Raw genomic sequence first — 16,378 nt, forward strand, 5'->3', positions numbered from 1 at the left:
GAAAGCATCGACTCCGGTCTCCTTCCCTCCGCGTTTACCTCGTTACTCACGACTAACGCGGAGCATGCACACTCGTTCGGCACACCCTCCGGGCCTTGTACCTCGCGACGTGCCAACATTACCGTCCCGGAAGGCCGCGCCGAGCCTTACTGCCTGTGGCGGGTGTCGCGCGCGTTTTCCCTGCCGTGCGGATTCGGGCGGGTGGCTCACCTGGGAAGTTGAATTCGAAAGTGTTCAGCGGCGATAGTGGTCGGGGCCAGTGTTCGTATCGCCGCGCGGGATAGGGCAGTATTGCCGTTCGTCGCGGGCGGGGAGGCGCGAAAGGCCTTACGTAGCAAGCGGCTATCTCGGCGTTGGTTCGGCGTGAACCCTACCCGCGATGGAAACCGCTATGCATGCCTATGTATGTTTGCATTAGCAACTAGTTGCGCAGGTCATGCGAGTTGCACGCTGAGAGTTTCACCAGCAGTTAGTTAGAGCAGATCACTTGTGGCACATGGCTTGGCCGAGCGCCGAGCCGACCCGATCGACGGCCGCGCATCGGTACGGTGCGGCGACCGGATGCGCGTGTTCGAGGAAAAACGCAAACAACGCAGCCGACCAGAATTAGGGCGCACATGACGAATTCCACCACCCAGGCAGCGCTGCCGGGCCTGGAAGCGGGCGAGGGTACCGCGCTGTCGCACCGGCAGATCCTGTCCATCCTGTCCGGCCTGTTGCTCGGCATGTTCCTGGCCGCCCTCGACCAGAACATCGTCAGCGTGGCGATCGTGAAGATCTCCAACAGCCTGCACGGATTCGATGAACAGGCGTGGGCGACAACGGCTTACCTGATCACCGCGACGATCACCACGCCGCTGTACGGCAAGCTGGCCGACATCTACGGGCGCAAGCCGTTCTATCTCACGGCGATCGGGCTGTTCATCATCGGCTCGGTGGCGTGCACCTTCGCCACCTCGATGTATGAGCTCGCCGGGTTCCGCGCGTTCCAGGGTCTCGGTGCCGGCGGCCTGATGTCGTTGGCGTTCACCATCGTCGGCGATATCGTGCCCGCCCGCGAGCGGGTGCGCTACCAGGGCTATTTCATGATGGTCTTCGGTTTCGCCACGGTGCTCGGCCCGGTGCTCGGCGGTTTCTTCTCCGATCTCGACACCCTCGGCGGCATCGCGGGCTGGCGCTGGGTGTTCCTGGTGAACGTGCCGGTCGGTGTGCTCGCCTGGCTGGTGGTCGCCAAGGTGCTCAATGTGCCGCATCAGCGCCAGAATCATCGCATCGACTGGCTCGGCGCGGTGACGCTGACGATCTGCACCGTTCCGCTGCTTGTCGTCGCCGAGCAGGGCCGGAACTGGGGGTGGGAATCGCATCGGTCGCTGGTCTGCTACGGGGTCGGCGCGGCAGGGTTGCTGCTGTTCCTGCTCGTCGAGTTCCTGATGAAGGACGCGGCGCTGATTCCGTTGCGGCTGTTCAAGAGTTCGACGTTCAGCGTCACCATCCTTGGCGGCTTCATCGTCGGCATTGCCATGTTCGGCGCCATCACGATGGTTCCGCAGTATTTCCAAGTGGTGCGCGGCTTTACCCCGACCAATGCCGGTCTGTTGATGCTGCCGCTTGTGCTCGGCATCACGGCCGGCTCGCAGTTCGGCGGCCGGATCACCAAATGGACCGGGCGCTACAAGATCTTGCCCGTGGCAGGCACTTTCATCACCGCGTTCGGTTCGGCGCTGTTCGCGCAGGTGCACTATGACAGCGTGCTGTGGCAGCCGCTGGCCTACTGTGCGGTGATCGGGCTCGGGCTCGGTTTCTGTATGCAGACGTTGGTGATCGCGGCACAAAACGCGGGCCCGCGTTCGGATATGGGCGTGTCCACCGCGGCGGCGACTTTCTTCCGGCAGATGGGCGGCACCCTCGGTGTCGCGGTGTTCCTGACGATCCTGTTCAACCTGTTGCCCAACAAGATCATCGACGCGTTCGGCGGAGAACTGCCCGCGGGGTTCGATGCCGAACAGCTCAGCAATATGCAGAGCAACACCAGCGGTATCGAGTCACTGCCCGAGCAGCTGAAGGTGCCGATCCTCATCGGGTTCACCAACTCCATGCACGGCGTGTTCTATGTCGCCGCGGCGGTGGCGCTGCTGGCCTGCTTCGTGCTGGTGTTCATGAAAGAGATTCCGCTGCAGGACGATCCGAAGCCTGTCGCGGCTTCGCCTGCCGTGGCGTCGAATTGGGACGAGGATCAGATCTGGGAGGGCGCCGCGCAGGCACTCGCGGAACCCGAACCGGTGTTGGCCGGTGCTGTCGCCAGGCACACGCCTGTCGAGCATCTCGGCAACGGTTCGCGCCAGTTCGCCATGGCGGCAGCTGGTTCCACGGTGACCGTGCTCGACTCGATCGAGGGCTTCGACGGATACGGCGACGGTGCGATCGGCGGGCGCATCCGCCGGGAGAACGGTCAACCGGTGCCCGACGCCGCGCTCACCCTGATCGACCAACGCGGGCATCAGGTTTCGCGAGCCACCGGCGATCCCGACGGCAGCTACGTTATCGGCGTGCCGGAGAGCGGCAGCTACGTGCTGATCATCTCGGCGACCGACCATCAACCGGCCGCGGTGACAGTCTCGGTCGGGCAGCGGGCGCAACACCTTGACCTCACCCTCCTCGGCTCCGGCGAACTGTCCGGCGTTGTGCGCTCGGCCGCCCGCGGTACCCCGCTCTTCGGCGCCACCGTCACGCTGACCGACCTGCGCGGCGAAGTCGTCGGCGCGGCAACCACCACCGCCGACGGCCGATACACCTGTCACGGAATCGTCTCCGGCACATACACATTGGTCGCCGTAGCCGAACACATGCGCCCGAGCGCGACCACCCTCACCGTCCCCGAGACCGGCCTGCTCCGCCACGACATCGAACTGGGTCCCATGGCGGTACTCGTCGGGTCGGCCCTGGCCGACGACGGTCGCCCCGTCCCCGACGCCCAGATCAGCGTCCTCAACACCACCGGCGACCTGACCGCCACCGCCCGCACCGACGACAACGGCCGCTACCTCGTCACCGACCTCCCCCAAGGCCAATACACCGTAGTAGCCCGCGGCTACCCCCCATCCACCAGCCGAATAACCGTCACCGGCGGCGAAGTGAACCACGACGTGAAACTCGGCTACCAACAAGAAGATTCACCAACCCACCCCTAGTCGCCCCCCGCAGACCCCGATCGCCCGGCCAACCGGCCCGAGATGGACACCTCGAGCTCACCCATCGTCCTGGTGAACACAGCCCCGAGATCCACCGCCCCTGAGGTGCCGTCGGCTACGACTATGCGCGGCAGCGCGCGGCGTGCCGACAGCGCTTGGGGCGGAACGAACAGGGCGACCGCCGTTGATTCGGGCATGTCATCGGTTGTTTGCAGTCGGGTTGTTTTCAGTTGGGCGTAGTTTGGTTGACGGACATAAGGTCATGTCGTGTCGCCGCTGCTGACGGTCGCTCGTTTGCGCTGTGTCACAACTGGGTCTGCTGATCGGAGGAATGCCGTGCGTGCTGAGGGAGATTCGTGGGACATCGTGAGCAGCGTCGGTGTCACCGCGCTTGGCATCGCGGCTGCCCGGGCCATGGAGACCGCTAAGCCCGACCCGCTGGTGCGTGACGAGTATGCCGCGCACTTTGTCGTGGCGTCCGGGCACGAGCGAATGATCGCGATGCTGGAAGGTCCTGCGGCCCAGGATGATTGGCTGCTTGGCTCGGGCATGATCGGCTTGCGCACCAGGTTCTACGACGACCATTTCGTTTCCGCCGCCGACCAGGGAGTACGCCAGGCGGTGATTCTGGCCGCGGGCCTGGACGCGCGCGCCTACCGACTGCCGTGGCCCGCGGGCACGGTCGTGTTCGAACTCGATCGGCCCGAGGTGCTCGAATTCAAGCGTCGGGTGCTCACCGACAACGACGCGCGGCCGTCTGCGGATCGACGCGAAGTTCCGGTCGATCTGCGCGAGGACTGGCCCGCCGCGCTGCTGGACGCGGGTTTCGACGCGTCCGCGCCGACGGCGTGGCTCGCGGAGGGGCTGATGCCGTATCTGCCCGGCGCCGCACAGGAGGGGTTGTTCGACCAGATCACGCGGCTGTCGGCGCCAGGAAGCCAGCTGGCCTTCGATTGGATCGGCAACTATCAGAATCTGGACCAGGTGACCGAGCACCAGGCCGAGAACACCCAGAACTCGCCGATGGCCGAGATCGACCTTAGCGAGCTGTTCTACACCGACCAGCGCATCGAGCCGGAGGAATGGTTCGCCGCCCGCGGCTGGTCGGCGAACCCGGCGAAGGTGCCCGAACTGGCGGCCCGCTACCACCGTGAACTGCCGCCGATCCCGGAGCCGCTAGAAGCGATGTTCCACAGCTCGCGCTGGGTGACGGTCGCCAAACCGTCCACACCATGACGTAACGCATCAGGCGGTGAGCAGGGTGGCCAGGGATTCGGGGGTCCAGGCGTGGTTGGCGCCGGGTCGGGTGGCCAGGTAGGTGGCGGTGGTTTCTATTGTCCAGCCGTGGGATTCGATCAAGCCCGCGGCAAGGTGGCGGAGGTAGGCGGGGGACGGGGCGTTTCCGGGCAACGTGTTGTGGTGCCAGGGCGCGGTGCAGGTGAGGATCGGGTGGGATTCCAATGTTCCTGCGTAGGAGAGGGTTTCGTAGCGGCCGGGGCCAAGTGGGGCGCGGCCGGTGGTGATTGCCTCGGTCAGGTCGAGATCGGCGCCTGGTAATCGGTACATCTCCTGGGCGGCGATGTCGGAGAACTGGGCGAGGGTGAGTAGGTATGCGCGGGCGGCGGTTTGGCCGGGACCGTCCGGGTCGTAGAACGCGCGGCCGCCGGTCCATACCAGTGATTCGGTGGCGAAATACAGCAGGCCGGGGAGCATGATGGGGAGTGAGCGGGCGGGCTCGGCCGGGTCGCGGCAGCCGGGCATCGTGCGTGCGCCACCCTCCGGCGTGCCACCGGTGAGGTAGCAGCGCAGTCGGCTCAGGTGCATATTCGAGCCGTAGGCCGCGTACCAGACCAGGGTGCTACCGTCGCCGTTCTCGGTCACCCCACCATCCTGAACGTGGAGCCGCGAGATGTCAGCCCCGCTGGAACACCGCGCGCCATCGCGTGAAGTCCGGCTTCCCGGCGGGCGATACCTGCTCCACCCGGGTCGACCGGAGATCCCCGCCCGCGAACGCGTCGATCTCCGCACGGGTGAGCGGCCAGGGCGGCCCGTCCACCTCCTCGCCCTCCTCGCGGATGCCCGCGATGACAAGCAGCTCACCACCGGGCGCCACCATCCGCGCGACGTTCGCGGTCGCCACGGCGCGCACCGACACGGGCATCGATTGCACGGTGATCGACTCGACAACCAGGTCGAACGCGCCGTTCCATGCGGCGGGCGGATCGAGCAGATCGGCCACCGTGTATTTCACCGTGGATGATGGAAAGCGTTCGCGCGCAGTCCGTATCGCGGTTTCGGACACGTCGAACCCGGTCGTGTCGAAGCCGAGCCCGGCCAGGTGCTCCGCATCGCGCCCCAACCCGCACCCGACCACCACAGCCCGCATCCCGCCGTTTTCCCGCTCATGCCGCTCGATCCAGTCGACCAGCAGCGGGTTCGGCTCGGCGGCGTCCCACGGAACCACCGCCGCACCGTCGGCGGCCGCGACGTAGAGCCGCTCGAACCATCCAGTGGGATCACCTTGCTCCAGCGACGCGGCGGCCAGCCGGGACGCATCAGCATTACGAGAATCGGTCACCCGGCGAGTCTGTCAGGCGCCCCAGGCGCCCGCACGGCGGCCACCGGGCATGATCGGCGGGTGACCTCTCTACGGCAGCCCATCGCGGTCTTCGACGCGGGCCTCGGCAGTTACTCGGCGGTGGAACTGCTGCATCAGCGCCTGCCCGATCGAGACATCGTCTACCTCGCCGACCGCGCCAGCTTTCCGTATGGCGCAAAGGATCGGTCCGAGCTGTTGACGGTGGTCGATCGCGCGGTGCGGTTCCTCGCCGAATTCGCACCGAGCGCGATTCTGCTGGCTTCCAACGCGCCTTCGGTGACCATCCTCGACGATCTGCGCAGCCCGGCCCCGATATTCGGAGTCCGCCCGCCGGTGCGGGCAGCACTGCAGGTCGCGACCGAGGTGGCGGTGCTCGGTGTGCGCTCGCTGGTGGAAAGCGTTGAGCTGGTTGAATTCCTGCGTGCGGAAGCGGGTTCGGCGATCGCGCGCGTCCACGCGGTGAACGCGTCGTCGCTGGTGGAACTGGTCGAGAGTGGCGACTTCCTGTTCCGTCGCGAGCACACCGCGACGGTGGTCGGCGATTTCCTCGACACCCTGCTCGCCGCCCATCCCGGCATCGATGCGCTGACCCTGTCCAGCACCCACTTGCCTTGGCTGCGTGACTATTTCGAGCGGGCCCGCCCCGAGCTTCGGCTGTTCGACCCCATCGAAGGCGTGGTCGAGCAGATCCGCCCGCTATCGGCACCGGGCAGCGGCACCGTCCTCGGTCTGGTCACCGAGAACGAGCACTACCCGGCCAGCGAATTCCGGGAAATGCTCGCTCGTCTCGACATCGACCTCGAACTGGAGCCTGTCGTCATTCGCTGAGTGACAGCTACAGTTAATGAAGTGCAACCAGTAGGAGCGCGGATGACAGAGCCGATCGACGAAGGGCAACCCGTCCCGCACCCCGTCGCGGCCACCTTCGACCTGCTCGGCGACCGGCTGACGCTGACCATCCTGCGGCACGCGTTCGTCAACCACACCCGCCGCTTCAACCAGTGGATCGAGCGCACCGGCGCCCCACCCGCCGTGCTCACCGAGCGACTCACTGCCCTGGTCGACGCGGGCGTCTTCGTCCGCACCCCGCAGACGGCGGCACCGGACCGCTTCGACTACCTGCTGACCGATCTCGGCTTGGCGACCTGGGAGATCCTCGTCTCGGTGTGGAGCTGGCAACGCGAGTGGACCGCCGAGGGTGCCCTGCACCCGGACCTGGTGCACGACGCGTGCGGCCATCGCGGACCGCCGGTGCTGATGTGTCGAGGCTGCGGCCGCACGGTGACCCCGCGCGACACCGATGTCGATCTCGGCGACGATGCGTTGTTGCGCTTCACTTCCAGCGGCAGGCGCCGCGCCCGCGCCCTCGTCTCCGCGCGAACCGATATGCGGTTCGACGAGGTCATGGCGGCGATCGGCGACCGATGGAGCGCCAGCGTGACCGGCCTCGCGCTGGCGGGCATGCGCCGGTTCAGCGCGTTCCGCACGGCCATGAACATGTCGCCGACCACCCTGACCGAGCGACTGTCCCGCCTGTGCGATGCCGAGATCCTGCGCCGATCCGGCGAGGGAACCGGCCGCGAATACCGATTGACCCCGCGCGGCCGGGCGCTGTTCGCGATCTACGCGTTCCTGCTCGCCTGGTCGAATCTGGCGCACCCCGATGCGCCCGAACCCGGCCTGCGCATTCGGCACCGCGAATGCGGTGCGGACCTGATGCCCGCGCTGCGTTGCCGCGGCTGCGATGCCAGGCTCGGGCGCACCGATGTCCGGTTCGAACCCGTGCCGCAGGCCGCGCTCGACCGCCTCGCCTGAGCCGTCGACCAGGGCCTCTTGACACCCTTCATTGAGACGCGTATCACTTCAATAACTGTAGTGAAGGGTTGCAACTCATGACGCTCAAGGAAGAACTGATCGCACCGGCGGCGCAAGCGCTGACCAACCCGTATCTGGAGGGCATGTACGCGCCCACCGCGGACGAGATCACCGCCACTGACCTCGCCGTCCTGCACGGCGAACTCCCCGCCGACCTCGACGGCGTCTACGTCCGCAACGGCCCGAACCCCCAGTTCGCGCCGATCGGCCGCTACCACTGGTTCGACGGCGACGGCATGTTGCACGCGGTGCACTTCGAGAACGGCAAGGCCACCTACCGCAACCGCTACATCCGCACCGCCGAGTTCGAGGCCGAACGTGCCGCGGGAACCGCGTTGTGGCGCGGCGTGATCGAGCCGTGGGACGCCAACCCGCCGGGCGACCGCAGGGAACGCAACTCCGCCAACACCGACGTCGCCTTCCATCACGGCAACCTGCTCTCGCTGTGGTACCGCGCGGGCAAACCCTATGCGCTCGACCCGATCAGCCTGGAGACCCGCGGCGTCGACACCTTCGGCGGCACGCTGCCCGGCGAGATCTCCGCGCACGCCAAAGTCGACGAAAAGACCGAGGAATTCATCTTTTTCGACTACGGCATCCACGCGCCGTACCTGCGTTACGGCATCGCCGACCCGTCCGGCACGGTCACCCACTACACCGGACTCGAGCTGCCGGGCCCGCGATTGCCGCACGACATGGCGATCACCGAGAACTACTCGATCCTGATGGACTTGCCGCTGTACAACGACCCGAGAGCCGCCGCGGCGGGCCGCTTCAAACTGTTCTTCGATCGCACGCTGCCGAGCCGTTTCGCGGTGCTGCCCCGGCGCGGCGACGGTACCAAGGTGCGCTGGTTCGAGGCCGCGCCCGGCTACATCTATCACACGGTCAACTCGTGGGAGGACGGTGACGAGATCGTCATGGTCGTCTGCCGGGTCGCCAAGCCGAGCCCCGTATCCGACCGCACGAACCCGCTCGCACAGCTGCTTGCCTATCTGCGCCCCGAGGCGAAACTGCACAGGTACCGCTTCAACCTGCGCACCGGCGCCACCCTCGAGGAGGCCATGGACGACGTCAACACCGAATTCCCGGCCATCGACCAGGGCACCACCGGCCAGCGCGGTCGCTGGTCGTATCAAATGCGACTGTCGGTGGACAGCACCATGCTCTTCGACGCGGTGATCAAATACGACCTGCGCACCGGCGCCAAACAAACCCAGCCGTTCGGCGACGGTTTCTTCGGCAGCGAACTCACCGTGGTGCCGCGCCCGGACGCGCGCGACGAGGACGACGCCTGGCTGACGATGTTCGCGTTCAACAGCCACACCCAGCTGTCGGAGGTGTGGATCTACAACGCCGCCGACCTCGCCGCCGGTCCGGTGTGCCGCCTCGGCCTGCCTACCCGGGTGCCCCTCGGCTTCCACGCCACCTGGGTCAGCGGCGAGCGGATGCGTGCGTCCGCGAACCCGGCCGAGTGAGCGCGGCCGACCGCGCCCAGCTGAGTGTGAGCCTGCCGTATTGGCAGGACCGTGATCCGTTGGACGCGCTTGCGGTCGCCGAAGCCGCCGAGAAGTTCGGCTACCACCGGCTGTGGATCGGCGAGATGGCGACCTTCGACGCCTTCGCGGTGGCTACCGCGATCGGTGTGGCTCCCGGCCGAATGCCGTTGTGCCTCGGCCCGTTTGCCGTCGATGTCCGCAGCCCCGCCACCATCGCCATGGGCGTCGCGAGCGTGGCCGCGCTCACCGGTCGGTCCGTCGACGTCGCCATCGGCAGCTCGAGCACGGTTGTCGTCAACGGCTGGCACGGCCGCGAAAGGCGTCGCACCGCACCACATCTGGAAGACTCGGCCCGGATCCTGCGGGGCCTGCTCGCCGGCGACAAGGTCGATTTCGAGGGGACGGTGGAGCGCACCAAGGGCTATCGGCTCCGGCTCGCGCCGCCGCACTCGTCGATCACCGTTGCCGCCTTCGGCGCGCGTGCCTTGGCCGCCGCCGCACGCACCGCCGATCGCGTGGTGCTGAATCTGGTCACACCCGAACAGGTTTCGCGGTGCGCCGGGCTGGCGCGGGAGGCCGCGGACGCGGCGGGCGTACCGAGTCCCGCGATCTCGGTGTGGGTCACCGCGGCCGCGGATCCGACGGCCGACCTGCTCGCCACCGTTCGTCGCGGTGTCGTGGGCTATCTGCGGGCACCGGGCTACGACGCCATGTTCGAGGAGGCGGGATTCGGCGAGGTCGTGCGTCTCGCGCACAGCGGCGCGCACCCGCGCGACGTCCTGGCGGCCGTGCCCGACGAATTGCCCGCAGTCGTAGGCATGTTCGGCGACGATGCCGCACTGGCCAAGCGACTCGACGCGTATCGCGATGCGGGTGCCGACGAAATCGTCGTAGTGCCCGCCACTTCGGCCGATGACCCGGCGGGCCACTACACGCTCGAGACCCTGGCGAGGATCGACCATGACTGACGCCTACATCTATGACGCCGTCCGACTGCCCCGCGCCCGCGTCCGCAAATCCGGCGGCACCTTGGCCGAGATCCCACCCTACGAGCTGTTCGGGCAACTACTCGGCGCGCTCGAAAGCCGCTCGCTCAGCCCGGATTCCGTCGACGACATCCTCGTCGGCATCAGCACGCCGGTGGGGGAGCAGGGCGGCAACCTCGCCCGCGCGGCGGCTCTGTGGGCGGGCTGGCCGGACCGGGTGCCCGGCGCCGTGGTGTCACGGTTGTGCTGTTCCGGGCTCGACGCGATCGAGAGCGCGGCGGCCCGGGTCGCCGCGGGCTACGCGGACGTGATCGTCGCGGGCGGGGTGGAATCGATGTCCCGGGTGCCGATGCTGTCGGACCGGCCCGCCATCGCCACGGATACCGACCTCGGCGAACGCACCGGGTTCGTGACGATCGGAGTGTCCGCCGATCTCACCGCCGCGACCTACGGCATCACCCGCGCCGAACTCGACGCCTACGCGGTTCGATCACACCGGAAAGCCACTGCCGCAACGGGTTCGGAGTCCATCGTGCCCGTCCGCAAGGGTGGAACCGTGCTGCTCGGCGCGGATGAGGGCGCACGCACCGACGCGAACGCCGACGCCTTCGCCGCACTGCCCGCGCTATTCGGCGACGATCCCGCGTGGGAGCGGGTGACTCGCCGCCTGCCCGGCGCACCCCGCCCGGCGGACGGCCTGCACACGATCGCGACCGCGCCACAGCTTGCCGACGGCGCCTCCGCCGTGGTCGTCGGCGGCCGCCGCGCGGAGCGGCTGCTCGGGCGGGCGCCGATCGCCAGGATCGTCGGCACCGCGCAGACCGCGGTCCGCTCGCCACTGCTGACCGCACCGGCCGTCGCGGCGCGACTTGCCCTCGATCGCGCTGGCCTCACCACCGCCGACCTCGACGTGGTCGAGGTCAACGAATCCTTCGCTGTCACACCGATTCTGCTCACCAGAGAACTCGGCCTCGATGACGAACTGGTCAACCCGACCGGCGGCGCGCTCGCGGTCGGGCATCCGCTCGGGGCCACCGGCGGGAACCTGATCGTCCAAGCGCTCGACGCGCTCACGCGCACGGGTGGCGAATACGCGCTGGTCACCATTCCCGCGGCCCTCGGGCTTGGCGCCGCGGTCGTGCTGCGCCGTCTGAACTGAAGGAACACCATGGCCGAGTCGCCGATCACCGCAGCCGACGTCGCTGCCGCCAACGCCGCTGCCGTAGCCGCTGATTCCGGCACCGGCGCATCGGTACGCACCTGTCACCCCGCGGACACGGTGCGCGAGTACCTCGATCGTGGCTGGTGGCAACCGGATACGTTGCCGGAGTTGTTTCAGCGCCGGGTAGCCGCGGCACCGGACGCGCCCGCCGTCACCGACCCCGCCAACCTCGCCGCGTTGACCGGTGCGCGGCCGGAAACCCTGTCCTGGCGCGAATTGGACCAGCGCAGCACCGATCTCGCGGCGGTGCTGTACCGCAACGGCATTCGGCAGGGCGACACGGTCGCGGTGCTGCTGCCGAATTCGATCGCGTTGACCGCCACTTACTTCGCGCTATGGCGGCTCGGTGCGGTCGCCACACCCATGCCCGCCTCCTATCGCCGTCACGAGTTGTCCGGCATTGTCGCCGCCGCCGACGCGACGGCGATCATCACCGCGGGCGAGCTGTCGGGACGCGAACTCGCCTGCGAGGCAATGGAAGTGGCCGGATGCTCGCGCACCGTCTTCGCGTTCGGCCAAGGCGTGCCTGACGACGCGATCGCGCTGGACGACCCGGTGGACGCGGCCGACCGAGAGCGGCTGCGGTTCTACCTTCGCGGACTGACGGTTTCGGTGAACGATCGGGTCACCATCTGCTGGACCAGCGGAACCGAGGCGGCGCCCAAGGGGATTCCGCGCTGTCACGGCGACTGGCTCGCGATGGCGTGGGGCGTGCAGGACGGACTGCACCTGACCCCGGAGTCGGTGCTGCTCAACCCCTTTCCCATGGTCAACATGGCTGGCTTCGCGGCCTCGTTCCTGCCGTGGCTACTCACCGGCGGACACCTGGTGCAACATCAACCACTGGATCTGCCGGTATTCCTCGGACAGATCGCGCAACATCGGGTGACACACACCAGCATGCCGCCCGCGCTGCTGACGATGCTGCTGCACAACGAGGCGCTGCGTACCTCGGCGGATCTGTCCTCGCTGCAGCGGGTCGGTTCCGGCGGTGCGCCGTTGCCGCCCAGCGTGGTTCGAGGCTGGCAGGACCAGCTCGGCATCGAGGTGCTCAACTTCTTCGGTTCCAACGAAGGCGTGAGCCTGCTCGGTGCGCCCGTCGACTTCCCCGATCCCATCGCCCGCGCGCAGTACCTGCCGCGTTACGGCGCGCCGGGCGTTCGCTGGGCGACCCGGCTTGCCGAGAGTACGAGGGTGAAGCTCGTCGACGTCGGCACCGGCGCGACGATCACCGAAGTCGGTGGGGTTGGCGAACTCCGGATCACGGGCCCTGCGGTTTTCGGCGGCTACCTGCCAGGCACCGCGACGGCGGAACCGTTCGATGAAGACGGGTTCCTGTGCAGCGGAGACGTATTCGAGCTGTGCGGCGTCGACGGACGATATCTGCGCTTCGTCGACCGGATCAAGGAGATCATCATCCGCGGTGGCATGAATATCGCCCCGGCCGAGATCGAGGGTTTGCTCGCCGACGCTCCCGGCGTCGCCGATGTGGCGGTGGTCGGCTACCCCGATGACGTGCTCGGCGAAAAGTGTTGCGCCTTCGTCGTTCCCGCTCCCGGTGCGACGGTGACCTTGGACGCCCTGATCGAACATCTGCGGGCCCGCGAGGTGGCGTCGTTCAAATTGCCGGAACGGTTGGCGATCGTCGACACGCTGCCCCGTAACCCGGTCGGCAAGCTGCTGCGCCGCGAGCTGCGGGCGACGCTCACCGATGACCACTAGCAACGAGAGTCGAACGACTTACAGGAGTTTCCATGTCCAACAGCACCATTCACCTGATCGGCGGCAGCCAAACCGATTTCGCCGTCAACTGGCACCGCGACGGCAAGGGCTTCGACGCGCTCGTCGGGTCGGTGATCGGCCACACTCTGGCGGAGACAGACATCGCGCCGGCCGAGATCGGCGTGATCCACGTCGGCAACGCGTTCGGTCAATTGTTCACCGGACAAGGTCAACTCGGCGGTATGCCCGCCACGGTCATCCCCGAGCTGTGGGGCATACCCGCCAGTAGGCACGAAGCCGCCTGCGCCTCCGGCAGTATGGCGATGTTGGCCGCGATGGCGGATCTGGAGTCGGGTCGCTATGACTGCGCGCTGGTGCTGGGTGCCGAGTTGGAGAAGACCGTGCCCGGTGCGGAGGCCGCCGGATATCTCGGTGCCGCCGCCTGGGTCGGCCACGAGGCGCAGGACACGAAGTTCGTGTGGCCCACCATGTTCGCCGATCTCGCCGACGAATACGACCGCCGCTACGGTCTCGATGACGCCCATCTGCGCGCGATCAGCGAACTCAACATCACCAATGCCCGCGCCAACCCGCTTGCGCAGACCAGGAATTGGACATTTACCCCGAACAGCTTCGGTGCCGACGACGTGGCGAACCCGCAGGTGGCCGGTCGGCTGCGCCGTCAGGATTGCAGTCAGATGACCGATGGTGCGGTCGCCGTGATTCTGGTTTCGGACCGATTCTTGGCGCGGCGCACCGACTTACGGCCCGAGGGCCGCGCGGTGGTCACGGGCTGGGGTCATCGCACCGCGGGTCTGTCGTTGGCACAGAAGTTGCGCGTCAGTGCGGACGATCCGTACGTGTTTCCCCATGTGCGCCAGACGATGCTCGATGCGCTCGGCCGTGCCGGACTGCCCGATATCGATGCTGTCGACGGCGTGGAAGTGCATGACTGCTTCGCCATGTCCGAGTACATGGCGATCGACCACCTCGGCATTACCGGCCCGGGTGAGAGCTGGAAAGCCGTGGAGGGTGGGGATTTAGCGCGCGACGGCCGCTTGCCGATCAACCCCGGCGGCGGATTGATAGGTGGTGGTCATCCCGTTGGTGCGACTGGTGTACGAATGGTACTCGATGCCTATAAACAGGTCACCGGGCAAGCAGGAGCCTACCAAGTGCCGGACGCCCGCCGGTTCGCCACCCTCAACATTGGTGGGAGCGCCACGACCGCAGCGAGTTTCGTCGTGGAGAGTCAGACGAAACGGTCATAGTGAAGTCTCACCGTTCCTGATCTTGCCGTATTCGCCGAGGCGGCAAGGACACTCGGCGATGGTCGGCAACTTTGCGGTTGCGGATCGTCGCGCCTGTTCTATGATCATCAAGGAAACGCGGTCGCGGCACGCCGCATCCACCCGGCAAATCGACGGTTTTCGCTGGCAACGGTGCGTCGACGGCGAATGCGATGTAGCCTTCCCACGCGTGATCACTTGTCTGCCATCGAATCTCCTCTTGGAGCCGAAATGACCATCCAGCATCCCATTGAGGACGAGGTCACACAGCTGGCGAGGCGGGTCGAGAAGGCCCGCGGCCGGCTGGCATACCAATTCGATCCCGCGTTGACCGAAGCGCTCTCCGAGGATGAGCTGCTAGCGGAACGCGAGCTCGCGGAGAAGATTCGCGGGCAAGACCGGGGTCAGCGCTGGAAAGAGGCTCAAGCCGCCGCGGGAGCGGCCGACCGCGCCAGGCAGACCACCGAAGCGATCGAGAAGGCCGACATGCGAGATCTACTGGTGGCCCGTAAGGCAATTGCCGCACAGCGCCGTGAGTCGAGCCCGCATGCCAAACTGGCCTCCCTATATCGGCACCGGGCCTGGTCGCTGCGCGCGCTGGCCGGTGTCGTCGCTGCGGGCATGCTGTGGTCCGCGGTCAATGTCCAGCACAACATCGCGCCCGGCGGTCCGGGCGACCCGCTGTACTGGTTCAGCTACCTGCTGGAAGGCATGATCAGCGTCTGCCTGATCATCATCATGATCGGCACCAACAAGGTGGCCGAATGGGGTGTCGTCGACAACCGCCGTCAGGTTGTCTCCGCCGAGGTCGCGCTGCTCGCGCTGACCGTCACCCTCAACACGTATCCATACCTGCGCGCCGAGCATTGGTACGACGCTGCCGTGCACGCCGTCGCGCCGGTGATGATCGGCGTCTCGCTGCTCATCCACGACGCCGCGAGCGCGCGCTACGGCCTCGCCATCCACCGCGCCACCGACCAGGTCCGGGATCTGCCCGACCCGGCCGAGCAGATTCGCCGCACCCTGCCCGCGATCGCGAGCTATCGGATGCGCCGCTCGCCGTCGGAGATGATGGCGGCCAGCTCGATCGCCGAACTGACCGTCGAGGCCGAACCGGACCCGCTGGCGGAACTGAACGCCGGACCGAGCGGCAAGGCCATCGTCGACCCCGAGATCGACGACGCGCCGACCGTCCTGATCGCCGACGAGGACGACGACACGGTGTCGGAGCCCGCCGCTCCGGTTCGATCCGCGTTCCGCTCCGCGACCCCGCCGCCCTCGGCGAAGGTGGTGGCGGCCGCGACCCTCGGCAGCGACCTCGCCGACACCAAGGCCGAGACCCGGCCTGCGGCGAAGTCCGAAAACGGTTCCGCACCGGGCACTTCCGACCGCAAGCCCGCGGCCGAGGCGGTCACCCCGCCGGTGGCGAAGAGCACGCCCGCGGCCGTGAACGGCGAAAAGCGCAGCGCGGCCGCCGATATCGACAGCAAGCCGGTCCCGACGGTCAACGGCTTTAGCACGCCCGCCAAGCCCGCGAACCCGGCGCCCGCCCCGAAGTCGGTCACCCCGAGGCCGGTCACCCCGACCAAGGTCGCCGCGCAGCAGCCAACACCGGCGAAGGCGACCAAGTCCGCCGCGCCCGCGCCGGACAAGCTCACCGTGACGTCGGCGGAACGCCCGTCCGCGACCGCGCCGACCGCCGCCATCAAGCGGCCGACCGCCGCGGCCGACGAAAAGGCCAGCACCCCAACCGATGCCAAGGCCAACAAGGACGCCACCCCCACCCCGGAGATCCACGACACCGGCCAGTTCCGCATCGCCGAGATCCTCGAACAGGAACTCGCCGAACTGCAGGCGGCCCGGCGGCGTGCCAGGACCAGCCGGAAGACGTCCACCCCGGCCACGGGGCGCGACCGGTAATGATCGAGTCGCGAAGCGGCCTGTCGAGTTGGTAGCCAACTCGACAGGCTCGCTTGCTATTTGAGCCCGGTTTCCGCA

Annotated in this window: 13 protein-coding genes; 10 read left to right on the plus strand and 3 right to left on the minus strand. The window is 67.5% G+C overall.

The genetic code is table 11. The features are described 5' to 3' along the window. Window positions 1-617: 617 nt before the first annotated feature. Window positions 618-3,188: an MFS transporter gene (locus OG203_RS41070; RefSeq protein WP_405162575.1), complete on the plus strand. Its 2,571-nt coding sequence runs from the start codon at window positions 618-620 to the stop codon at window positions 3,186-3,188. Here the strand turns inward: OG203_RS41070 and OG203_RS41075 are convergent. Beyond that, a complete protein-coding gene (locus tag OG203_RS41075; RefSeq protein WP_405162576.1) occupies window positions 3,185-3,385 on the minus strand; it encodes a hypothetical protein in 201 nt (66 codons plus the stop codon). The genes OG203_RS41070 and OG203_RS41075 overlap by 4 nt on opposite strands. Before the next feature lie 139 nt (window positions 3,386-3,524). Between OG203_RS41075 and OG203_RS41080 the strand changes: the two genes are divergently transcribed. Next, window positions 3,525-4,424 carry a class I SAM-dependent methyltransferase gene (locus OG203_RS41080; protein ID WP_405162577.1) on the plus strand — a complete coding sequence of 300 codons (900 nt, stop codon included), beginning with the start codon at window positions 3,525-3,527 and terminating at the stop codon, window positions 4,422-4,424. 9 nt (window positions 4,425-4,433) lie between these two features. Here the strand turns inward: OG203_RS41080 and OG203_RS41085 are convergent, their stop codons facing one another. Further along, window positions 4,434-5,069: a histone deacetylase gene (locus OG203_RS41085; protein ID WP_405162578.1), complete on the minus strand. Its 636-nt coding sequence runs from the start codon at window positions 5,067-5,069 to the stop codon at window positions 4,434-4,436. Window positions 5,070-5,100: 31 nt separating this feature from the next. Next, entirely contained in the window at window positions 5,101-5,766 is a 666-nt protein-coding gene (locus tag OG203_RS41090) for a class I SAM-dependent methyltransferase (protein ID WP_405162579.1), read from the minus strand. A 60-nt stretch (window positions 5,767-5,826) separates the two neighbouring features. On the opposite strand from OG203_RS41090, the gene OG203_RS41095 reads away from it, so the two are divergent. The 8 genes from OG203_RS41095 (at window position 5,827) to OG203_RS41130 (ending at window position 16,300) form a co-directional block, all read left to right on the plus strand. Beyond that, window positions 5,827-6,615, plus strand: coding sequence for a glutamate racemase (locus OG203_RS41095; RefSeq protein ID WP_405162580.1), 789 nt, complete (start codon window positions 5,827-5,829; stop codon window positions 6,613-6,615). Window positions 6,616-6,657: 42 nt separating this feature from the next. Beyond that, entirely contained in the window at window positions 6,658-7,602 is a 945-nt protein-coding gene (locus OG203_RS41100) for a winged helix-turn-helix transcriptional regulator (protein ID WP_405162581.1), read from the plus strand. Window positions 7,603-7,679: 77 nt separating this feature from the next. Continuing rightward, on the plus strand, window positions 7,680-9,140 hold the full coding sequence (locus tag OG203_RS41105) for a carotenoid oxygenase family protein (protein ID WP_405162582.1): 1,461 nt from the start codon (window positions 7,680-7,682) through the stop codon (window positions 9,138-9,140). Then, window positions 9,137-10,129, plus strand: coding sequence for an LLM class F420-dependent oxidoreductase (locus OG203_RS41110; protein ID WP_405162583.1), 993 nt, complete (start codon window positions 9,137-9,139; stop codon window positions 10,127-10,129). Before OG203_RS41105 ends, OG203_RS41110 begins: the two co-directional genes overlap by 4 nt. Further along, complete coding sequence (locus OG203_RS41115; RefSeq protein ID WP_405162584.1) at window positions 10,122-11,306, plus strand: thiolase family protein; 1,185 nt, start codon at window positions 10,122-10,124, stop codon at window positions 11,304-11,306. The genes OG203_RS41110 and OG203_RS41115 overlap by 8 nt, the downstream gene beginning before the upstream one ends. 9 nt (window positions 11,307-11,315) lie before the next feature. Next, on the plus strand, window positions 11,316-13,091 hold the full coding sequence (locus OG203_RS41120) for a class I adenylate-forming enzyme family protein (RefSeq protein WP_405162585.1): 1,776 nt from the start codon (window positions 11,316-11,318) through the stop codon (window positions 13,089-13,091). 32 nt (window positions 13,092-13,123) lie between these two features. Then, window positions 13,124-14,362 (plus strand): acetyl-CoA acetyltransferase, encoded by a 1,239-nt coding sequence (locus OG203_RS41125; protein ID WP_405162586.1) that lies wholly within the window; start codon window positions 13,124-13,126, stop codon window positions 14,360-14,362. 249 nt (window positions 14,363-14,611) lie between these two features. Then, window positions 14,612-16,300, plus strand: a complete 1,689-nt coding sequence (locus OG203_RS41130; protein WP_405162587.1) for a hypothetical protein — start codon at window positions 14,612-14,614, stop codon at window positions 16,298-16,300. The last annotated feature ends 78 nt before the right edge of the window (window positions 16,301-16,378 follow it).

Source organism: Nocardia sp. NBC_01499 (assembly GCF_045040275.1).
In the GTDB taxonomy this organism is placed as follows: Bacteria; Actinomycetota; Actinomycetes; order Mycobacteriales; family Mycobacteriaceae; genus Nocardia.